20 protein-coding genes and 2 tRNA genes are annotated in these 20,814 nt (G+C 65.6%); 7 read left to right on the top strand and 15 right to left on the bottom strand.

The genetic code is table 11. The annotated features are described in order from the left end of the window. Nucleotides 1–11 precede the first annotated feature (11 nt). Nucleotides 12–88 (top strand) — tRNA-Pro (locus CV103_RS11455). Nucleotides 89–425: 337 nt separating this feature from the next. Here the strand turns inward: CV103_RS11455 and CV103_RS11450 are convergent. The 4 genes from CV103_RS11450 to CV103_RS11435 all read right to left on the bottom strand — a co-directional run bounded on the left by CV103_RS11450 (nt 426) and on the right by CV103_RS11435 (nt 6,286). Beyond that, nucleotides 426–1,184: a class I SAM-dependent methyltransferase gene (locus CV103_RS11450; RefSeq protein ID WP_107394985.1), complete on the bottom strand. Its 759-nt coding sequence runs from the start codon at nt 1,182–1,184 to the stop codon at nt 426–428. Then, nucleotides 1,181–2,308 carry a peptide chain release factor 2 gene (gene prfB / locus CV103_RS11445; protein WP_107394984.1) on the bottom strand — a complete coding sequence of 376 codons (1,128 nt, stop codon included), beginning with the start codon at nt 2,306–2,308 and terminating at the stop codon, nt 1,181–1,183. Before prfB ends, CV103_RS11450 begins: the two co-directional genes overlap by 4 nt. Before the next feature lie 117 nt (nt 2,309–2,425). Then, nucleotides 2,426–4,924, bottom strand: coding sequence for a penicillin-binding protein 1A (locus CV103_RS11440; RefSeq protein WP_070935158.1), 2,499 nt, complete (start codon nt 4,922–4,924; stop codon nt 2,426–2,428). A 48-nt stretch (nt 4,925–4,972) separates the two neighbouring features. Then, the gene (locus tag CV103_RS11435; protein WP_015458597.1) at nt 4,973–6,286 is read right to left on the bottom strand and encodes an N-acetylmuramoyl-L-alanine amidase; all 1,314 of its coding nucleotides are present in this window, start codon (nt 6,284–6,286) and stop codon (nt 4,973–4,975) included. 458 nt (nt 6,287–6,744) lie between these two features. Here CV103_RS11435 and CV103_RS11430 point away from each other — a divergent pair, with 458 nt between their 5' ends. The 3 genes from CV103_RS11430 (at nt 6,745) to CV103_RS11420 (ending at nt 11,627) form a co-directional block, all read left to right on the top strand. Next, nucleotides 6,745–9,384, top strand: coding sequence for an Rne/Rng family ribonuclease (locus CV103_RS11430; protein WP_211314385.1), 2,640 nt, complete (start codon nt 6,745–6,747; stop codon nt 9,382–9,384). A 79-nt stretch (nt 9,385–9,463) separates the two neighbouring features. Next, the gene (locus CV103_RS11425; protein ID WP_245896781.1) at nt 9,464–10,849 is read left to right on the top strand and encodes a M48 family metalloprotease; all 1,386 of its coding nucleotides are present in this window, start codon (nt 9,464–9,466) and stop codon (nt 10,847–10,849) included. A gap of 49 nt (nt 10,850–10,898) precedes the next feature. Further along, nucleotides 10,899–11,627 (top strand): DsbA family protein, encoded by a 729-nt coding sequence (locus CV103_RS11420; protein WP_107394999.1) that lies wholly within the window; start codon nt 10,899–10,901, stop codon nt 11,625–11,627. 25 nt (nt 11,628–11,652) lie between these two features. Here the strand turns inward: CV103_RS11420 and CV103_RS11415 are convergent, their stop codons facing one another. Beyond that, nucleotides 11,653–12,345 carry an RlmE family RNA methyltransferase gene (locus tag CV103_RS11415; RefSeq protein WP_015458601.1) on the bottom strand — a complete coding sequence of 231 codons (693 nt, stop codon included), beginning with the start codon at nt 12,343–12,345 and terminating at the stop codon, nt 11,653–11,655. Between the two features lie 10 nt (nt 12,346–12,355). Beyond that, entirely contained in the window at nt 12,356–13,405 is a 1,050-nt protein-coding gene (locus CV103_RS11410; RefSeq protein WP_070935162.1) for a Ppx/GppA phosphatase family protein, read from the bottom strand. 157 nt (nt 13,406–13,562) lie between these two features. Here CV103_RS11410 and CV103_RS11405 point away from each other — a divergent pair. Beyond that, nucleotides 13,563–13,636: transfer RNA gene (locus CV103_RS11405), tRNA-Gln, on the top strand. 3 nt (nt 13,637–13,639) lie between these two features. Here CV103_RS11405 and CV103_RS11400 read toward each other — a convergent pair. The 6 genes from CV103_RS11400 to CV103_RS11375 form a co-directional block, all read right to left on the bottom strand. Next, the gene (locus CV103_RS11400) at nt 13,640–14,722 is read right to left on the bottom strand and encodes a tyrosine-type recombinase/integrase (protein ID WP_107394983.1); all 1,083 of its coding nucleotides are present in this window, start codon (nt 14,720–14,722) and stop codon (nt 13,640–13,642) included. After that, nucleotides 14,719–14,916, bottom strand: coding sequence for a hypothetical protein (locus tag CV103_RS11395; protein WP_107394982.1), 198 nt, complete (start codon nt 14,914–14,916; stop codon nt 14,719–14,721). The genes CV103_RS11400 and CV103_RS11395 overlap by 4 nt, the downstream gene beginning before the upstream one ends. Nucleotide 14,917: 1 nt before the next feature. After that, entirely contained in the window at nt 14,918–15,445 is a 528-nt protein-coding gene (locus tag CV103_RS22150; RefSeq protein WP_146163416.1) for a hypothetical protein, read from the bottom strand. 85 nt (nt 15,446–15,530) lie between these two features. After that, the gene (locus CV103_RS11385; RefSeq protein ID WP_107394980.1) at nt 15,531–15,875 is read right to left on the bottom strand and encodes a hypothetical protein; all 345 of its coding nucleotides are present in this window, start codon (nt 15,873–15,875) and stop codon (nt 15,531–15,533) included. A 1-nt stretch (nt 15,876) separates the two neighbouring features. Further along, nucleotides 15,877–16,323 (bottom strand): hypothetical protein, encoded by a 447-nt coding sequence (locus tag CV103_RS11380; RefSeq protein WP_107394979.1) that lies wholly within the window; start codon nt 16,321–16,323, stop codon nt 15,877–15,879. Between the two features lie 146 nt (nt 16,324–16,469). After that, nucleotides 16,470–16,772 carry a hypothetical protein gene (locus CV103_RS11375; protein WP_107394978.1) on the bottom strand — a complete coding sequence of 101 codons (303 nt, stop codon included), beginning with the start codon at nt 16,770–16,772 and terminating at the stop codon, nt 16,470–16,472. Between the two features lie 282 nt (nt 16,773–17,054). Between CV103_RS11375 and CV103_RS22145 the strand changes: the two genes are divergently transcribed. Together CV103_RS22145 and CV103_RS11365 are read left to right on the top strand one after the other, a co-directional pair. After that, nucleotides 17,055–17,351 (top strand): hypothetical protein, encoded by a 297-nt coding sequence (locus tag CV103_RS22145; protein WP_146163415.1) that lies wholly within the window; start codon nt 17,055–17,057, stop codon nt 17,349–17,351. Beyond that, complete coding sequence (locus CV103_RS11365) at nt 17,348–17,569, top strand: hypothetical protein (protein ID WP_107394976.1); 222 nt, start codon at nt 17,348–17,350, stop codon at nt 17,567–17,569. The genes CV103_RS22145 and CV103_RS11365 overlap by 4 nt, the downstream gene beginning before the upstream one ends. A 33-nt stretch (nt 17,570–17,602) precedes the next feature. Here the strand turns inward: CV103_RS11365 and CV103_RS22140 are convergent, their stop codons facing one another. The 3 genes from CV103_RS22140 to CV103_RS11355 all read right to left on the bottom strand — a co-directional run bounded on the left by CV103_RS22140 (nt 17,603) and on the right by CV103_RS11355 (nt 20,808). After that, nucleotides 17,603–17,998, bottom strand: a complete 396-nt coding sequence (locus CV103_RS22140) for a PIN-like domain-containing protein (protein WP_146163414.1) — start codon at nt 17,996–17,998, stop codon at nt 17,603–17,605. Next, a complete protein-coding gene (locus tag CV103_RS11360) occupies nt 17,995–18,696 on the bottom strand; it encodes a DUF433 domain-containing protein (RefSeq protein WP_107394975.1) in 702 nt (233 codons plus the stop codon). Before CV103_RS11360 ends, CV103_RS22140 begins: the two co-directional genes overlap by 4 nt. 213 nt (nt 18,697–18,909) lie before the next feature. Next, nucleotides 18,910–20,808: a prohead protease/major capsid protein fusion protein gene (locus CV103_RS11355; protein ID WP_107394974.1), complete on the bottom strand. Its 1,899-nt coding sequence runs from the start codon at nt 20,806–20,808 to the stop codon at nt 18,910–18,912. Nucleotides 20,809–20,814: the final 6 nt, after the last annotated feature.

The raw sequence follows: 20,814 nt of genomic DNA, 5'->3' as shown, positions 1-20,814 counted from the left end.
GCACTCCGCGTCGGGGAGTAGCTCAGCCTGGTAGAGCACTGTCTTCGGGAGGCAGGGGCCGGAGGTTCGAATCCTCTCTCCCCGACCATTCATCCTGTCCGCCGTCAGCGGTAGCCCGCCTCCCTGGCCGGCGCCGGACGCACTGAGCGGGCCGCTCGCCCCCGGATGGATCGGGGGCCTTCCAATCTTACGATGATCTTTCGAATGGTGTGGTCGCCGTGCGCTGCGCGCGGCATCGGCTGTCGGAAAAAGGGCGGGAGGGCGCCCCACGTCCTCCCGGCTGGCAGATCGATCCCGGACAAGGTGTCGCTGGTCGCGGACTGACTGCCTGCGCTGTCTCCGGTGCCGGTTCGTTGCGATTCTGTCCAGAAGGGAATGGCTTCCGCCGGTGCGGATAACGGAGCCGCGTGCCGGCGGCCGGCCGGTCAGCGGTCGTGCGGGTTCTTCGGCGCGGGGGTGCCGGGGGCGCTGGTGGAAAGGATGCAGGGCTTGATCGCGCTTGGCCGGGGCCGTTCGCCCCTGGCTTCATACATCGCCATATAGCCGCCGGCCGACGGCATGGTCAGCCGGCCGACGCGGGCATAGCCGACGGCCGCCATCTCGCAATCGAGCAGCGCGGGCGGCGTGCCATGTTCGGCGGTGGGGCGATTCGAATCGACCACGACGACGCGGCCGCCGGGGCGGAGCGCGGGGCGCATCCGCCAGAGGAACTCATAGGGCGCGCCGATCTCGTGATACATGTGCACCAGGAAGATCCGGTCGAAGCTCGCCTCCGGCAGCTTGGGATCGGCGGGCTCGCCCAGCTTGACGCTGACATTGTCGATCGCCTCGCGATTGACGCGCTCGGCCAGCCTGTCGCGCACCTCGGGCACGATATCTTCCGCCAGCACGCGGCCGTCTTCGCCGACTCGGGAGGCGAGGCGGATGGTGTAATAGCCCTCGCCCGCGCCGATATCCGCCACCGTCATGCCGCGCACGACGCCGGAGCGCGTCATGACATTATCGGCCTCGCGCAGGCGATCGCGATCATCCTCGTTCGAGTAGCGGTTGGAGACGATCGGCGCCACCGGGCGATGGGCGGCGGGAAAATCGCTGCTCTTCACCTCGGCATCGCTGCCGGGTGCCGCCGGCGTGCAGGCCGCCAGCGCGACCAGCAGCAATATGGCCGGCGCCCTCAGCCTCACTCGACGTCCTCTACCTCGACCTTCTCGCCGGTCACGCGCTGGGAAAGGGCGGCGGCCATGAACGGATCGAGATCGCCATCGAGCACGTCCGATGGCGAGGTGGAGGTGACGCCGGTGCGCAGATCCTTCACCAGCTGATAGGGCTGGAGCACGTAGGACCGGATCTGGTGGCCCCAGCCGATATCGGTCTTCGCCTCATAGCCGGCGCTCGCCTCCGCCTCGCGGCGCTGCAATTCCTGCTCGTAGAGGCGCGCCTTGAGCTGCTTCATCGCCTCGGCCCGGTTCTTGTGCTGCGAACGCTGGTTCTGGCAGGCGACGATGATGCCGGTGGGGATGTGGGTGATGCGCACCGCCGAATCGGTGGTGTTGACGTGCTGGCCGCCGGCGCCGGACGATCGGTAGGTGTCGATCTTCAGGTCCTTGTCCAGCACCTCGATATCGATGTCGTCATCCACCTCGGGATAGACCCAGACGGAGGCGAAGCTGGTGTGGCGGCGCGCCGCCGAATCATAGGGGCTGATGCGGACGAGGCGGTGGACGCCGCTTTCCGTCTTGGCGTGGCCATAGGCGTTCTCGCCGCGGATCATCAGCGTGGCGGACTTGATGCCCGCCTGCTCGCCCGCATGATAGTCGATCAGCTCCACCTTCATGCCGTGGCGCTCGGCCCAGCGCGCATACATGCGCTGCAGGATCCCGGCCCAATCCTGGCTCTCGGTGCCGCCGGCCCCGGCATTCACCTCGATATAGGCATTGTTGGCATCGGCCTCGCCGGCCAGCAGCGCCTGCACCTTGTCCCGCTCGGCCCGTTCGGCGAGTGCGGCCAGCGTGGCGACGCCTTCGTCGACCATCGCATCGTCGCCTTCGGCCTCGGCCATCTCCATCAGCTCGATCGTGTCGGAAAGCTCCGTCTCGATCGCGCGGGTGGCGGTGATCGCCTCGTCCAACCGGCGGCGTTCGCGCATCACCTCCTGCGCGGCCTTGGGGTCGTCCCACAGCTTCGGGTCCTCGACGCGGTTGTTCAGCTCATCGAGGCGGCGCAGCGCGCGGTCCCAATCCAGGAACCGGCGCAGCAGCGCGAGCGCATCGTTGATCTGGTCGGCATAGGCTTGCGCTTCGGCGCGCATCGTCAAGGCTCCTGAACATGGTCTGTCGCCCCGGCGCCGGCCGGGGCAATCCCGCGGCGGCGTGGCGGGACAATGCGGTGGCCCGGCCCGCGCCGGGCGGAAGCATCGGCTGGCGGGTTAATAGATGCCGCCCTCTCTTTGCAAGAAATCGCTGTCGCCGCTGCGCTGCGCGGGCCGCGCGGCATCCGCCTGCTTGGCGATCTCCTCGCGCCTTATGGTGCGGCGCGGCTCGCTTTCGGGCTTGAAGGCTTCCCAGATGATCGCCGCCTTGGGATCGGTGCCCGGCCAGCCGGCAAAGACCTTGCGGCCGGACTTGCGATCGATCCGCACCATGCGGATACCCGGCGGCGCGCGGAAGGGCACGACGGGCATGTCCTTCATCGCCACCTGCGCGAACTGCTTGAAGATCGGCGCGGCGACGGTGCCGCCCTGGGCATAGCCACCCAGCGAGCGCGGCTGATCGTAGCCGAGATAGACGCCGGCGACGAGATCGGCCGATCCGCCCACGAACCATACGTTGGTGGGGCCGGTGGAGGTGCCCGTCTTGCCGAACAGCGGCCGGCCGAGATCGCGCAGGATGGTGGCGGTGCCGCGCTGGACCACGCCTTCCAGGATATGCACGGTCTGATAGGCCGTCATCGCATCCATCACCTGGCGGCCGCGCGGGCGCGGGCGCGGCATCGGGCCGCCGTTCCAGTCCTTGGCGTTGCAGCCCTCGCACGGCCGGGTATCGGCGCGCCAGATCGTCTTGCCGTTGCGGTCCTGGATATAGTCGATCAGCGTCGGCTTCAGCTCGCGGCCGTTATTGGCCAGCATCGCATAGGCGTTGGTGAGCTTCAGCACCGTCGTGTCGCCGGCGCCGAGCGAGATGGCGAGCACGGCGGGATAATCGCCGATGCCCATCGCCTTGGCGGTCTTCACCACCTTGTCCATGCCGGTCTGGCTGGCGGCGCGCACCGTCATCAGGTTGCGCGACTGCTCGACACCCCAGCGCATCGTCTGCGGGCCGGCATTGCCGCCGGAGAAGTTGCGGAAGCATTTCTGCCCGAGCCTGGCCGACTGGTAGACGCAGAAGGGACCATCGACGATGATCGAGGCCGGTGTCATGCCATTGTCCAGCGCGGCGGCGTAGACGAAGGGCTTGAAGCTTGATCCCGGCTGGCGCTGCGCCTGGGTCGCGCGGTTGAAGGAGGAACCGCGCGCATCGAACCCGCCCTGCATGGCCAGCACGCGGCCATTATGCGGGTCTTCCGCCACGAAGCCGCCGGAAACCGCGGGGATGTTGCGCAGGCCGAAGGCGCCCCCTTCCCGCTTCACCACGATCACGTCGCCCGGCGCCAGGAAATCGAAGGCGCGGCCACCGACGCCGCGCTTCGGCATGGCGGCGGCGGCGGCGTAGAGCGTGCCGGTCGATCCGTCCGCAAGGCCGATCTCGGCGCTGCCGGCGCTCTTCGCCAGCACCACGGCGGCCAGCCAGTCGGCATAGCCCGTGCCGACATTAGCGGCGGCCAGCCGCGCGGGCCAGCCTTCGCCCGGATCGATCTTCTTGACCGGGCCGCTCCAGCCCTTGCCGCGATCGTAGCGGACGAGGCCGTCGCGTAGCGCGGTTTCCGCCGCCCCCTGCACCCTGGGATCGATCGAGGTGCGCACCCAGAGCCCGCCCGAATAGACGCTGTGGGGGCCGTCCTTGGCGGCCTCGCCATAACGCTCGATCAGCTCGCGGCGCACTTCCTCCATGAAATAGCCGCCGATGTCGCGGCGGACCACGGCGGCGCGGTGGATGGTGCCGAGCGGCGCGGCGCTGGCGGCGGCGCGCTGCGCCTCGTCGATCCAGCCATTCGCCTTCATCTGCGCCAGCACATAATCGCGCCGTTCCAGCGCGCGGGCGGCAAAGCGATCGGGGTTATAATTGGCCGGGGCCTTGGGCAGGATGGCCAGATAGGCCATTTCCGGCAGCGACAGCTGATCGACGTCCTTGTCGAAATAAGCGCGCGCGGCGGACTGGACGCCATAGGCGTTCCGCCCGAGGAAGATCTGGTTGAGGTAAAGCTCCAGGATCTGCTGCTTGGTCATCGCATGCTCGATCCGGCGGGCGAGGATCATCTCCTTGATCTTGCGGGTCGGCGAATATTCGTCGCCGATCAGCAGGTTCTTGGCGACCTGCTGGGTGATGGTCGATCCGCCGCGCGCCCGCTCGCCCGATCCGAGCTTGGAGACATAATCGATCACCGCGCCGGCAAGGCCGGTCAGGTCAACGCCGCTGTGCGAGAAGAAGGTCTTGTCCTCCGCCGCCAGGAAGGCGTGGACCAGCATCGGCGGATATTCGTCATAGGCCAGCTCCACCCGCCGCTCACGCGCGAAGCTGTGGACCGGCATGCCGTCGATATCGCGCACATTGGTGGGGAGCGGCGGCTCATAGGCGAGAAGCTGGTCCGCATCGGGCAGGTCGCGCGCGAAGACCAGCCATACCGCCAGCCACAGCACCAGCAGCCCGCCCGCCGCATAGGCCGCCCAGCGGACGATTCGGCGCTGCCACAACGCGCGCAGCGCCGGCCCGAGGCCGTCGCCCGCACGCCTGAGCTTCATGTGCAGATTCTCCGGCGGCGCATCTTCCATCGCCCCGCCATCTAGCAGGTTGAGGCCGCTTTGCCAGCCATCAGGCGATCAGTTGCTCGCCAACCGCCGTGCGAAGTGGACCTCGATGGCGCGGCGGACCCCCTTGGCGATATCGCGACGATATTTTTCGGAGAAGAGCAGTTTCGCATCCTCCTCGTTGGAGATGTAGCCCGTTTCCAGCAGCACGGAGGGCACGTCCGGCGCCTTGAGCACGATCAGGCCGGCAAAGCGGTGGAACTCGTCCTTGAAGGGGATGTGCGGCGCCATCTCGCGCTGGAGCAGCACCGCGAAATCGGCCGAGATGTTCATCGTCTCGCGCTGGGCGAGGTCGAACAGGATCGAGGAGACGTCCTCATTCTCCCCGCCGAGATTGACGCCGTTCAGCACGTCCGCCCGATTCTCGCGCGCGGCCACGGCGGCGGCCACCCGGTCGGACGCGACCTCGGACAGGGTGTAGATGGTGGCGCCCCGCGCCGCCGGATTGGGGGCGCTGTCGGCATGGACCGAAAGGAACAGGTCCGCCCCCAGCCGGCGCGCTATCTCCCGCCGCTCGCCCAGCACCAGGAAACGATCCGTCTCGCGGGTGAGCGCCACGCGCACCCGGCCGGATTCGACCAGCTCGTCGCGGATGGCGAGCGCGATGGCCAGCGCGGCATCCTTCTCCCGGCGCCCGCCCGGCCCCAGCGAGCCCGGATCATGGCCGCCATGGCCGGCATCGATCACCACCAGCGGGCGATTGCTGCCCTTCGCCCCGATCACGCGGGGAAGCGGCGGCCCATCGCCTTCCGCCGAACGATCCAGCGGCACGCGCACGGCCGACCGATCGGACCGGCGCGGCGCGGATGCCTGGACGGCGACGGGCGGCAGGAAGACGCGCCGGGGCGCATCGATGCTGCGGGCGAAGGCGCGTTCGCTGGCGCCCGCTATCTCCAGCACCAGCGACCGGCCGTCCGCCGCGAACCCGCCGCCCTTCACCAGCGCGGGGCCTTTCAGGTCCAGGACGACGCGCGCGGTGCGCGGATCGAACTGCGCCTGCCGGATCGCGGCGATATAGCCGCCGGCCTCCCCGCCCGACCCGGCATGGGCGGACGCGATGTCGATGGCGATGCGGCGCGGCCCGTCCAGCGTGAAGACCGACGCCTTCTCCACCGGCCCGTCGAAGCGCAGGGTGATGCTGTCCCCCAATATCTCGACGCCCCGGATCGACGCGGCGTCGATCGGGGTCGCGATGAAGATGGCAAGCAGAACCAGGCAGAGGACGCGTGGAATTGCGGAAAAGATCTGCCTGTCCCCCCCTTCGTCCTTCGATCGGCGCAAGCGGCCGAATATTCCGCCGCCAGCCTGCGCGATGCGCGAGATCATGTTTCGAGCCGTCCCGTAGCGCTTTCCGGTTTCGCCTTGAAGCATAGGGGCAAACACTTACTTTACCAAAGTCCCGATATCACGGCCCTGCCGGACAGTTGTGGTTGCCCGCCGTCCGCGCAGATGCTAGCAGCGGAATATCCGCGCGGCTGCCTTTGATCCAACAGGGCAAGGCCCGATCGGAACAGGAGCCGCATTTGCGGCCGCCCATCTAGGTTGACGCTGCATGAGTCTTGATTTCCCGAACCTCAGTCGCCCCTCGAAAGGTGGCGGCGCGTCGGTTCGGGGCCTGTTTCCGGCGCACGGTGCCGGACATGACATTGCGGCAGACGCACAGTTTCTCTTTTTCAACCGGGTGAACTGGCGCGGCATCGCGACGATGCCGGCGCCTGCGCCCCTTACATATCGCGCGCCGCGCCGCAGACTGGCGGATGGCGGACGCGCCCGGAGAATAATGAATGACCATGCGCATGCTGATCGACGCGCGCCACCGGGAGGAAACCCGCGTAGCCGTCGTCAAGGGAAACCGCATCGAGGAATTTGATTTCGAGTCCGCCGAGCGCAAGCAGCTCAAGGGCAATATCTATCTGGCCAAGGTGACGCGCGTCGAGCCGTCGCTGCAGGCGGCCTTCGTCGATTATGGCGGCAACCGCCACGGCTTCCTCGCTTTTTCGGAAATCCACCCCGATTACTACCAGATCCCCAAGGAGGATCGCGAGGCCCTGCTGCGCGAGGAGGCGGAGCACGCCGCCGAGGAAGAAGCGCTGCGCCAGCGCGAGGAGTCCGAGGAGGATCATCATGATGACGAGGATCATCATGACGATCACGATCATGACGACGACGCCAATGGCGAAAGCGAGGATGCGCCCCGCCGCAGGCCGACAAGCGCCGGCGGCGGCGACGAGAATGCCGTGGAGGCGCTGCGCGCCAAGCGCATGAACCTGCGCCGCCGCTACAAGATCCAGGACGTGATCCGCCGCCGCCAGGTGCTGCTGGTGCAGGTGGTGAAGGAGGAACGCGGCAACAAGGGCGCGGCGCTGACCACCTATCTCAGCCTTGCCGGCCGCTATTGCGTGCTGATGCCCAATACCGCCCATGGCGGCGGCATCAGCCGGAAGATTTCGAACGCCGCCGATCGCAAGCGCCTGAAATCGATCATGGCGGAACTCAACCTGCCGAAGACGATGGGCTGCATCGTCCGCACGGCGGGCCTCCAGCGCACCAAGACCGAGATCAAGCGCGATTTCGACTATCTCGCCCGGCTGTGGGACGAGATTCGCGAGAATACGCTGCAGTCCGAGGCACCGGCGCTGATCTACGGCGACAGCGACCTCATCAAGCGGGCGATCCGCGACATCTACAATCGCGACATAGACGAGGTGATCGTCGAGGGCGAGGAAGGCTATCGCCAGGCGCGCAGCTTCATGAAGCTGCTGATGCCGAGCCATACCAAGAAGATCGTGGCCTATAACGATCCGGTGCCGCTGTTCCAGCGCTTCGGGGTCGAGGACCAGCTGGCCGCGATGTATCAGCCGATCGTCCAGCTCAAGTCCGGCGGCTATCTGGTCATCAATCCCACGGAAGCGCTGGTTTCGATCGACATCAACTCGGGCCGTTCGACGCGCGAGCATAATATCGAGCAGACCGCGCTCAGCACCAACCTCGAGGCCGCGCACGAGATCGCGCGCCAGCTTCGCCTGCGCGACATGGCCGGCCTGGTCGTGATCGATTTCATCGACATGGAATCGAACTCGAACAACCGCAAGGTCGAGAAGGCGATGAAGGAGGCGCTGAAGAACGACCGCGCCCGCATCCAGGTGGGCCGCATCTCCAGCTTCGGCCTGTTCGAGATGAGCCGCCAGCGGCTGCGCACCGGCGTGCTCGAGGCCTCGACCCGCCAGTGCCCGCATTGCGAGGGCACCGGGCTCGTCCGCACCGCATCCTCGGCCGGCCTTTCGGCGCTGCGCATGCTGGAGGACGAGGCCGCGCGCGGGCGCGGTTCGCGCCTCGTGCTGCGCGCCAGCCAGGAAGCCGCCTTCTACGTCCTCAACCGCAAGCGCGACGAGATCGGCGAGATCGAGGAACGCTATGGCGTGCTGATCGAGATCCTTTCGGACGGCTCGCTCGAAGGCGCGCGGATGACGGTGGAATCCTCCGGCCCGCCGCCGGCCTATACGCCGCGCCTGCCGCAGCCCGTCGCCATCGAGCCCGAGGATGACGACATCCTCGATATCGAGGACGAGGAAGAGGAAGAAGCCGCCGAGGAAGCCGAGGCCGAGGCCGCCGGTGGCGAGCAGGAACGGCGCGACAGCGAGGAACGCGGCCGCCGTCGCCGTCGCCGTCGCCGTCGCGGCGGCCGGCGCGAGGAGGGTGAGACCGCCCCGCGCGACGAGCAGACCGAGGGCGAGAACGAGGAAGCCGGCGACGACGAGGACGAGCAGGGCGAAGCTCCCGCCGTCAGCGCCGAGAGCGAGGCCGAGCGCGAGGAGCGCGAGGAAGGCCGTCGCCGCCGTGGCCGTCGCGGCCGTCGTGGCGGCCGCCGCCGCAACGGCGACGAGACGGTGACCGACGCCGCGACTGTGGAAGCCGAATCGGCCGAGGCCGAGGAAGCGGAGACCGCCGCGCCGGTGGCGGCCGAGGCTCCCGCCGCCGAGGCGGTGGCCGAGGAAGGCCCGGCCAAGCCGCGCGCTCGCCGGCGTCCGCGTGCCCGCAAGGAGGCCGAGGCCGAAATCGTCGTGGCCGAAGCACCCGCCGCCGTGGCCGCTCCCGTCGAGGAAGCCGCCGTGGAGCCGGTCGCGGAGGAAAAGCCCAAGCGCACCCGCCGCAAGGCCGCGCCCAAGGCGGAAACCGCCGAGGCCGTGGCCGACGCGAAGCCGAAGGCGGCACCCAAGCCCCGCGCCACCAAGGCCAAGGCGGCCGCGCCTGTCGAAACCCCGGCCAATGACGAGGAGGCCCCGGCCAAGCCGCGCCGCCGCACCCGTGCCAAGGCGGCGGATGCGCCTGCCGAGGCGGCCGTCGCGGAAGCCCCAGCCGCGCCCGACGCGGCGGCCGATGCCGCCCCGCGCCGGGGCTGGTGGCAGCGCACGTTCGGCAACTGATCGCCTGACGGCGGCCGGCCATCCATCCGATGGCCGGCCGCTTTCATCCGGAGTTCAGGCGCATGGGGAGACATCCGGCATGATGCATCGCTCCGTCCGTCCCCTTCCCGGCAGGCAGATCGGCCGCTGGCTGATGGCGCTGCTGCTCTCCATGGCGCTGCTGGCACGGCCGGCGATGGCGCAATCCATCCTGCGCGATGCCGAAACCGAATCGCTGCTGAACGATATCGCCCGCCCGATCGTCGCCGCCGCTGGGCTCGAGCCCAACAATGTCCAGATGGTCCTGATCCAGGACAAGGAGATCAACGCCTTCGTCGCGGGCGGCCAGATCGTCTACATCCATTCCGGCCTGATCACCGCGGCGGACAACGCCAACGAGGTGCAGGGTGTGATCGCCCACGAGGTGGGCCACATCACCGGCGGCCATATCGTCCGCTTTTCCGAAGGCGCGCGCGCGGCGACGGGGATCAGCATCCTTTCGCTGCTGCTGGGCGTCGCCGCGATCGCGGCCGGCGGCGGCGAGGCGGGCATGGGCATCCTTTCCGCGGGCCAGCAGGCGGCGATGAGCAACTTCCTCGCCTTCACCCGCACCCAGGAATCGAGCGCGGACGCCGCCGGTGCCAGCTTCATGAAGAAGGCCGGCATATCGGGGAAGGGATCGGTCTCCTTCTTCCAGAAGCTGCGCAAGGAGGAATTCCGCCTCTCCTCCAGCTATGCCGATGTCGATCCCTATGCCCGCACCCACCCGATGTCGGCCGATCGCGCCGCCGTGATGGAGGCGGAGCTGAAGACCGATCCCGCCTGGAACAAGCCGACCGATCCGGCGCTGGAGGCACGCTTCCAGCGGGTGAAGGCGAAACTCGCCGGCTTCGTCCAGGACCCCAAGGTCACGCTGATCAAATATCCGGAGAGCGACCAGAGCATCCCGGCCTGCTATGCGCGCGCTTATGCCTGGCATCGCGCCGCCTATCCGGACAAGGCGGTGGCGGAGGTCGACAAGCTGATCGCCGCCCAGCCGCACGATCCCTATTTTCTCGAGCTCAAGGGCCAGGTCCTGCTCGAATCCGGGCAGCCCAAGGCCGCGATCGCCCCCTTGCGCGAGGCGGTGGAGCGCACGCGCAGCACCCCGCTGATCGCCACCCTGCTGGGCCATGCGCTGATCGCGTCCGAAGACCCCGCCAACCTGGCCGAGGCCCGCACCGTGCTGCGCAACGCGGTGGCGCGGGACAATGAGAATCCCTTCGCCTGGTATCAGCTCGGCATCGTCTACAGCCAGGAAGGCGATATCGCGCGCGCGGCGCTCGCCACGGCGGAACGCTATGCGATGACCGGCCAGCCGCAGCTCGCGCTCGGCAACGCCGAAACCGCGATGCGCGGCATCCCGCAAGGCACGCCCGATTATGTGCGCGCGGAGGATATCGCATTGACATCCCGGCAGGCGATCGCCGATCGCAAGCGACGCTGAACGGAAAGGGGCCGGCACGCCCGTGCAGGAGAACAGGAAAGGATATTGGGTGGCAGGCATCATCGGTGCGCTGGCCGGGGGAGCGGCCGCGCTGGCGCTCACGGCATTGCAATCGGCCCCCTCGGCGGGAACGGTTCCGGCCAGGGATCGCGCCGCGATCGAGGCGATCGTCCATGACTATATCCTCGCCCATCCGGAGATCATCCCGGAGGCGATGGAGAAATTGCAGGGCCGCCAGACCACGCAGCTGATCGAAGCCAACCGCAAGGCGCTGGAAACGCCCTTCGCGGGCGCCTGGGCCGGCGCGCGCGACGGCGATGTCGTGCTGGTCGAATTCTTCGATTATTCCTGCGGCTATTGCCGCCAGAGCGTTGCCGACGTCGATCGGCTGATCAAGGAGGACCCGAAGCTCAAGGTCGTCTTCCGGGAACTGCCGATCCTGGGCGACGCCAGCGACGCGGCGGCGAAGGTCAGCCTGTCCGCCGCGCGGCAGGGCGCCTTCTATCCCTTCCATCTCAAGCTCTACAATAGCGGCCGGCCCACGCCCGCGGCCATCGCCGAGGTGCAGAAGCAGGTCGGCCTCGATCCCGTGCGCGTGGCGGCGGACGGCAAGGCGGCCGAGGTGCAGGCGGAGATCGACGGCAATATCGGCCTTGCCCGCACGCTCCAGCTCAGCGGCACGCCGGCCTTCATCGTCGGCAACCAATTGCTGCCCGGCGCCGTCGGCTATGACGCGCTGAAGAAGGCGATCGCGGAGGCCCGCGCCGCCAGGCGCTGAGACGCCGATCCGGCGGCGGCGCGGATCAGCTTTCCGCGCCGCTGTCTGGTTCGGGCTTACGCCCCTTGAAGCCCTGGGCGATCACATACCATTCGGACGAATCCTTGCGGCTCGCCGGCGGCTTGGCGTGCTTGACGGTGGTGAACAGGCGCTTGAGCTCGGCGACCAGATCATTGTCCGCGCCGCCCGCTAGCACCTTGGCGACATAGGCGCCGCCGGGCCGCAGCACGTCCGCCGCGAAGGCGCAGCCGGTCTCGACCAGCGCCATGGTGCGCAGATGATCGGTCTGGGGATGGCCCACGGTGTTCGCCGCCATGTCGGACAGGACGAGATCGGCCGGCCCGCCCAGCGCCTCGCTCAACAGATCGGGCGCAGCATCGTCCATGAAATCCATCTGCAGGATGGTGACGCCATCGATCGGATCGACCGGCAGCAGATCGATGCCGACAATCGTCGCCTTGGGCGAGACCTTGCGCACCACCTGGCTCCACCCGCCGGGCGCGATGCCGAGGTCGACGACGCGGCTCACCCCTTTCAGCAGGTGGAAGCGCTCGTCCAGTTCCAGCAGCTTGTAGGCCGCGCGCGAACGATAGCCCTCGGCCTTGGCGCGGCGCACATAGGGGTCGTTCAGCTGGCGCTCGAGCCAGCGGGTCGAGGCGGCGCTGCGTCCCCGTGCGGTCTTCACCCTCTGGCGGCCGCCCGATCCGCCGCGGCTCATTGCTTCATACTCATGCGCGCCCGGTCTCACGCGCCATCAGCGAACGCAAGATGCCTTCGCGAATCCCGCGGTCGGCAACCCCCAGCCGCTCCGCCGGCCAGATGTCGATGATCGCCTCCAGGATGGCGCAGCCGGCCACCACCAGATCGGCGCGTTCCGTGCCGATGCAGGGCAGGCCCGCGCGTTCGGCGACGGACATGGACGACAGGCGCGTGCTGATGTCGCGCATCGATTGCGCCGGCACCATCAGCCCGTCCACCGCGCGCCGATCGTAACTTGCGAGGCCGAGATGCAGGCTCGCGAGCGTCGTCACCGTGCCGCTGGTGCCGAGCAGGCGGGACGACGCATGGTTCACCCCCGCCAACCCCTCGGCAAAGGGCGCGAACGCCTCCGCCACCCGCGCGCGCATGCGCCCATAGGCGGCCAGCCGCGCCTCGCGGTCCGCCCAGTCGTGAGGCTCGGTCTCGGTGAGCGAGACGACGCCCCAGGGCGCGGAAAACCATTCGATGATGCGCGGCGTATCCCCGACGGGCTCGATCAGCACCAGTTCGGTGGAGCCGCCGCCGATGTCGAAGATGAGCGCCGGCCCCTCCCCCGGCTCCAGCAGCACATGGCAGCCCAGCACGGCCAGCCGCGCCTCCTGCTCCGCCGAGATGATGTCGAGCGCGATCCCCGTCTCGCGATAGACGCGCTCCACGAACTCGCGCCCATTGCTCGCCCGGCGGCAGGCCTCCGTCGCCACCGATCGCACGAGCGTCACCTGCCGGCGCTGCAATTTTTCCGCGCAGATCGAAAGCGCGGCGACCGCGCGGTCCATCGCCCGGTCGCTGAGCCGCCCCGTCGCGGCCAGACCTTCGCCCAGACGAACGATTCGCGAAAAGGCATCGACGACGACGAAACCTTCCTCCGCCGGCCGCGCGACAAGTAGACGACAATTATTGGTGCCAAGATCAAGCGCCGCATAAGTGCGGCGGTGGAGCCGCCTCTGGGGCGCGTCGGGGGCCGCGTTGCGCGAAAAGCTTCCGCGTCGCGGCGCCGCCATTCCGGTCTGCTGCGCCATGCAATCACTCTTATCTTTCCGGCCGATCCGATGCCGCCGGGACTTGGGAGGGAGACTATCGGCACATGGAGGTCGCGGCAAGGCCGCCCGCGACAGGGATCGAACGTTGGGGCGTTGACAGGAGGCAGGACGGCTTATATTGCGCGCGCCTGCCTTTTGCCCCGTCGTCTAAAGGTAAGACTACGGACTCTGACTCCGTCAATCGAGGTTCGAATCCTCGCGGGGCATCCAGCATCAGGCATTTTCTGCCTCCAATTCAGCCGCTTGTACGCGTGCCTTGGCTAACTTTCTGTCACGGTTAGCCATAACCTTGGCCATTCCAGCATCTGCACGCACGCCCCGATCGCTGTCGCCGGCATAGCGCAAATACTCTTTCAGCGTTTTATGGCCGGTGATCGCCATGCCTTCGTCGGGGGTGCATCCCGCCTCACGACAGCGCCGCGCGGCCGACTTGCGAAGCCCGTGCGGTGAGCAATGCGGCAAACCTGCCTGAATGCACGCCCGCTTCATCAAATTGTAAAAACCCTTGGCCGTGAACGGCTCGCCGCGATTGCTCTCCAACAGGGTCGCCTCGCCCAAGGGGCCGGCATCTATCGCCTCTTGCAACGGCTCAACCACCAGCACGTCCACCGCGTTGCTAGTCTTGCTCTGGTCTAGCCTGATTCTGCCGCCCTCGATCGTCTCATGGGTCATCAACCGGACGTCCCCGCTCCGCTGGGCACCGTAGAGCAGCAGGGCGAAGGCAAGGCGCGGCTTGGTGCCGAGGGCATGTTTCGCCTCGAAAGCCGTCAGCTCGTCCTCACTCCAACGGTGATAGCCATCGCTGACCGCCTTCGGCGGCTTGGTGTCTTTCACCGGATCGAAACCTTGGGGAACAATCTTCGCTCGGCGCGCGATGATGAATAGCTGCGTCAACAGCTTGCGCAATCGCGCCGCTGCATGGGGCTTGTGACGCATGGCGTTCATGAGCCTGGCGATCCGCTCGGCATCGAAGCGACGCATGGGATCATTCCCGAAATTCGCGCGGAAGCGCTCCAGCACGCCGCGATAGACGGTCTGTGTCGCCGGTTTCAGATCGAGGAACGCGTTGTCGCTATAATAGCGGGAAATCACGTCCGCAACGCTGCCAGCAATGATCCGGTTCACCCCGATCTGAATTGGCTCGGCCGACAGGCAAGCCGCATACTCGCGCTCGAAATCCCTCGTGCCGTAAGGCGCTTTGAACGAGTACGGGGCATAGCCCTTCCGCCGGAATCGCCAGCGCGGCTTCCCATGGCGGTCCCGATAGGGGGTCGCCCAAGGATAGCGCTTCTTCATCGTGCAGCGAACCGATCAAGGCGATCGTCGAGATCATCCTCGTCGCCAGTTGCGCTTTCACCGCCGGCGAATTTTATTGTGATATCGCCAGTCGGGGCAATAGCGAGGCTGGCCAACTGCGCCCCGCCCTTAAGCGCTCCCCTTACAGCGCGCTTGACGTCATCCTGCGTAAAGCTGGCGCGACGCTGGCTCATTTCATGCCGCTCCACCGAGCAACTTGTGTTTCACTTGGCGATAAGCAGTCGTGGCATCGATCATGATCACGTTCGTGATCGAACCATCAAAATGCTCTCCCTGATGATCAACGCGAGAAATATCGCGAATAATAATGTCATGAAACAAACGAAGCGTTCCAGCGTAATGTCCCCGCCCAGCCGCATAAAATATCGCCCCAACAAACATGTGATCGATGGATGCGGAGGCAGAACTGTCGGGATCTATCGATCCGCTGCGGATCGCTTCGACAAGTTCACTAAAATTATTTTCAACGATGCTATCAGCCATTTCGAGAGAAAGGCCGCTCTTAGCGCCTTCTTCGATGCACTGGATTGCAACGACATGCTCAATTCCCCAGCGATTGTGGGCGTTCTCGTACTCCGCGATGCGAGGATCACTGGAGAGGGAGTCGTGAAGAAACCCGTAGATGTCCCGTCGGCGTCGAGAATCGTAAGCCGGCTTGGCGATGCCGGCGAGACCAAGCACTTGTTTCAGATTGAGTTTCATAACTTCCTCGCTGGCTGCCGCGCACAATTGCATCCATATCGGATGCACATTTAACGCATCCGATATGGATGTACAATAGCCCCCGTCAGTGCATAGGAATGCATCTCTGATCGATACCATACTCGGCGATCACGGCACCCTCGGCCGCATCCAGCTCACCATAGTCGAGCGAATCGCCGCCAGGGTCGGAGATCGGGCAACCCGGCTCCCCGGAGCCGAACGCCAGGCCGTCGCCGAAGTCATCCTCCGCCCCGTTGAAATCCAGTTCGTCGCCGTTTGCTTCAATGTCGAGATCGCCGTCCGCCAGGTTGAGCAGGTCGATTGCCAGCTCAACCAGTTCCTCCATCTCTCGCCGACCGAGATCAGCCAGCAGATACAGCAAAGGCAAGGAAATCGGGGGCGGCGAGGCGAGGGTGGGAAATAAGCTCATTTCAATGGCCTCCCATCCGCCGCAGATCGGCCAGCAGCGGCCCGATATCCTCGATCTCCAGTCCGAATTCGGCCGCAAGTTCGAACTTCTGAAGCACGATCGCCATATCCGGCGCGGGCACCGCAAGCGCGGCCCGCACGGCGGCGTCGCAGGTCCTGTTGGCTTCGCCCTGCGCCGCATGCGCTTCATCCATGTCACGGCGCGCCGCCTCGGTCCGCGTACGGATCTTCGCGATGCGCGCATTGAGCGTCTCTACGGTATCCTGCGCACGGAAGCGCACCGGACCACTCACGCGCTTCTGCCAAGCAAAAAAACGCGTTTCGGCCCGATCGACCACGGACGTCACCTCAAGTTCGATCGCGCGCGCGCTCTCCACCCGCGCCAGCGCCGCACGCCATGCTACCTTCGTTTCTCGATCGAAGGTAGAAAGTGCCGTGTGCATGTTCATCGGATCAGTTCCTTGCTCAATTGCGCCAACGGCGGCGCCGGCGGAGCTAGGAACAGGGAAAAACGAAACAGCGCTTAAGGCGCCGAGCATGTGTCGACGATTGATCGAGGGTGCAGCTGGTGCGCTGGCGACAGTGTCCCGCGCGCTCACCGGCCCCGCTCCTCGGCCATGAGGGCAGCAAGGGCGATCAAGTTGCCGATCCCGGCCAGCGCGCCGGCGACCAGGTTATCGCCTATTTCGATGGCCGCGCCGCGCACAGCGGAAACGTGAGCTTCCTCGTAAGCAATCTGGATCACCCGCACGAGAGAATAAGCGTTGGACAACAGATGGACGGCATCGTCGCCGCCGAACGGCCGCTCGCCGCAGATCATTTCGAAATCATTCAGCGCCGGCGTGACGCGCGGACGATTGTGACAGGCGGATTCCGCCCGTAGAGGTTCGGTAGCCATGATCGATCTCCACCGGATCGGTTGCGGTTAGGATCGGGGCGGAAGTTGGCGCTTCCCCTCGATCCGCATTAGTGTTAACCCTAATCATATGAGCAATGCAATAGGGGTTAACACAAAAAAGCGCGGACGCCCGGTTACGACTGGGAAGGGGCAACTCGTCGGCGTCCGTCTCCAGCCTGACCAACTTGCCGCGCTCGACACCTGGATCGAAGCCCAGCCGGAACCCCGGCCGACGCGACCCGAAGCGATCCGCCAGCTCTTGGCAGAACGACTGGTGGCTCCATGACAAAGACGGCTTTCGATAAAATCGCGGCTGGGCTGCGAGACGCTATTGCGTTTGCCGAAGGCGACAGCTCGAAAGGGCGACTGGACCCGAGCGTGAAGCGATCAGCACCTATCGACGATTTCCACCGACATGAGGTGCTGCACGGCACTGCTATGGTGCAGAGCCTGTTTGACGATTTCATCGCTGGGCACGTCTATACAAAATCGGATGCGGAGCTGACAGCGGCGGCCGAGGAGATATCCCGCGCGATCGCCGATTTCTATCAGGCCGTGGGAACGAAGATCGACCGATGAGCCGCAGCCGCCGCAAGATACCCATCGCTGGGGTGACAACGGCCGCGAGCGACAAGCCGTTCAAACAGTCCGAACATGGTCGAGAGCGGACGGCCGCCAAAATCGCTTTGGCTAAGGGCGATGAACCGGCCTCAAGAAAGGCATTCGGCGATCCATGGAGAGGCGAAAAAGATGGCAAAGCTTTCCGCCCGGATGACCCATCGGTCTATCGGAAGTAACTGGGCCTCAACCGCCAATTCAGTATTATGGCCTTAGGTAATTTGCCGCAGCTTATCCCCCTTAACACCAAGCTCGAAGCAACCCCGCTCAATAGCGTTGGCGGTTGCCTCCAGAACAGGCCATAGCGTCAATATTCGAGCAGCTTGCTTATGTAATGGTAGCTCCATGACGGCCGGCAAAGGAAAGAAACCGATCAGGTTTGCTTTTAGGAAAAGTTCGCGCGAAGGTCGTTGTTTCGCTATTCGCCGATCACCCGACAGGACGCACCAACCGCCTTCCTTCCCTAAGGCATCAATCCATTCCGCGTCGGGCAAACTACCCGTGTCGAACTTGTCTCTGATATGTTGAACTTGATGCTGGCCATCGAAAAACGCTCCCAGGCCACGGCCCAGGCGCGGAGGGAGGTTGTTATCTATCAGCAGCTTCACGCCGCCTGACGCAGCCCCAGCTGGCTTTGATAGGCCAGCGCATCACGGATAAGGCGTGGCTTGATTTCGTAGAGCTTGGAAACGGATTCGATTGACCCCTCGGCTTTCACCGCCTCTGCGATCCGAGCGGTGGTTATGCCGTGCTCGGCGATAATCGGTTGGCCAAATGAGCGTTCCGGATCTGCTACGATCGTCCTCTTGCCGTGCAGCAGCCACCAGCGCTCTGCACCGTCAGGGCCGAATTCCAGATCAGCAAGGCTGGGTTCGACTACGCGCCGGAAAACACCCTGCTTCCGCTTTAGATCGATGAGTTGCGGTTCATCGAGGTCCCGCGTGATTTCCAGAAAAATGTTTTTGCCGTCAGTCTTAAACTGGGATGTCGAAAACGGTCGATCCTGACCAATGATTTCACGCGCGCGCTCCATGCAAATGCGAATGGTCTGGAGACCAATTCGCTTGCTTCTAAGGGCGTTGACAATGCGAGCTTCTACCAGGTCGCGGAAACCTAGAAGGACCCCCTCGCTTTCTTCAGGATCATATTGCGGGTTCCACAGCGGCTGCTCGTGCCGGAGAGGTTCACCTTTACGGCCATGATCATAGCCGAGCAGCCAACGACGAAGCGTTTGCGCGCCCATGCCGACCATCCGCGCCGCTTCCGGGGCGCTATATATGCCGATGCCATAGGCTGCCTGCGTCATGATCGCAGTGTATAAGCAGATACCTTACCGCGTTCCCAACGGAATTTTTGAAAGCAGCGGGGATGAGGAGCCGGCCTAACGTCCGGAGCGCGGTCCCCGCCGCCTGGCTATCCGCGCTTCGCTTTCGACAAGGGTGCGCGGCGGGGGTGAGGAACCCGGATGCGACTCCGGAGCGCGGCCCCCGCCACGCGGCTATCCGCGCTTCGCTTTCGATCAATCGCCCTGGTTGAGCAGGGTGCCCCGGAAATCGACGGCCCCGGCGCCAAGATCGGTGCGGGCCTTGAACTCCACGCCGTCGACGTCGAACCCGACCCGCGCATCCGTGAAAAGACCGTCCTGGCCTTCGAGATTGCCATATTCGAGCACCGGATTGATGGCCGGGTCGGCAAACAGTCGCCAACTATTCCCGGCCAATCGCGGATCGACCACCAGCTCAAGCTTGCCCGAGAACGGATTGACGGCGGACGGCGCGTCGGCGGTGATCGACGCGAGCACCTGTTCGGCTTCGGTTTCCTTTGCCGGCCCAACGAGGAGATATTTCGGGACGATGTTGGCCAGCGTCGCGCCATCGCGATTCTTGATGCCCCGAAGCTGGACACGAGCGGCGGAAAGCGACGGGACGGTGATGGCCGAGGCCGTGGCTGCGATATTGCCGTGGTCGGCATGGTAGAGGGCCTTGCCATCCTCTTCCATCTCGACGCCCTGGCCGTTGATCAGCGCCACGAGGAAACCGGCTTCGGTCTCGCTCTGCGCCCGCGCCCAGAAGCGCGCCATATCGGCGAACACGCCAAGATCATCATTGATGAGCGCCTGCCGCGTGATCGCGAAAATCTCGCCATAGGTGCCGAGCTGCATGCCATTTGCGGCCGTGTTGATCGAAACGCGCTTATATTCGCCACCCTCGGGCACATGACGAAGAACCGACGGGCCTTCCGCCTGCACCCCATAGCGGCGCTTGAAGTCGGGGAAATCGCGCTTGCGGGCGAGCACCTTCAGCGGCGAGGGCACTTGCGAGAAAGCTTCGATCAGGAAGCGCCGACCAGCATTGGCGATGATATGGGTGAAATCGCTGGTCGTATGCGCACCCGATCGCGCGAGCTGGTCGAGCACCGCGGACGGCCGCGCCCAGCGCACACGCTCGCCCGTCGCCTCCAGCAGCGCACGCGCCATGTCGATCATGCTGACATGAGCATATTCCCGCGCCTGCTCGCCCGGTTCCCTTCCCGCCAAACGGGCATAAAGGGCATCGGCAAACGCATCGCGAAGCTGGAAGCGCGGTTCGGCGTCCTGCCGATCGCGACGGATGTTGACGGACGGCTGCTCACGCACGCGCACCAGCTCGTCGCCGATCGCGCGCTGTAGCTCGCCATCGGTGAACGGCCGTTCCTCATGCTGGGCAATCAGGTCGCGCTCGAATGCCCGCGAAATATCATCGCTGCGCGAGCACAGGTCCCGGATACGGTTGGTCGTGACGGCGCGCGCGCGGGCCGATCGCCGCGAGACGCGCTCGTCCTCATTCTCGATATCATCGTCATGGTCGGCGCTGCGAATGATAGGCATGGGAAGATTCCTCTTTCGGACTTGAGCGGAAGGATCGAACGGCACCGCCACCATGGAGACCTCAACCGGCTCCCAATCGGCGGCGAGCATGTGGGTGGTTTCGCCCTGGCGCTCGGTGCGCAGCCATTCGTGGACCTGATAGGCCACGCTGACATTGCGGATGTGACCGTCCACGATCTTCGCGACGGCATCGGCCGTATCGTCGGTTTGCGCGAGACGGACGCGGCAGAGGCCCTTGCCGTTCTCGATCCTGACCGATCCCGGCACTACGGAACCTATGATGGCCTGGAGCGAAGTCGAACGATGACTATCGAGCAACGGAGCGCCGGCATTCAAGCGGTCGAGGCGGACGGCGCCCGGCTCCATCGACAGCTCCTCAATATAATATTCGCCGTCATACCAGTCGAAGCGGAGGCCCGCCGCGCCTGTCGACCAGCATAGCTCTATCGAATGATCCCCCTCCCGATAGGAGGTCGGTTGGAAGGTCGCGGCGCGTTGGACGGGAGCATCCCCATCGGCGGCAATTCGGGCGGGCGTCTTGAGCACTGGCATGGGACA

This window comes from Edaphosphingomonas fennica (assembly GCF_003034225.1).
Taxonomy (GTDB): domain Bacteria; phylum Pseudomonadota; class Alphaproteobacteria; order Sphingomonadales; family Sphingomonadaceae; genus Sphingomonas_E; species Sphingomonas_E fennica.
The sequence above is the reverse complement of the archived record's forward strand: the minus strand, read 5'-3'. Positions and strand labels throughout refer to the sequence as shown.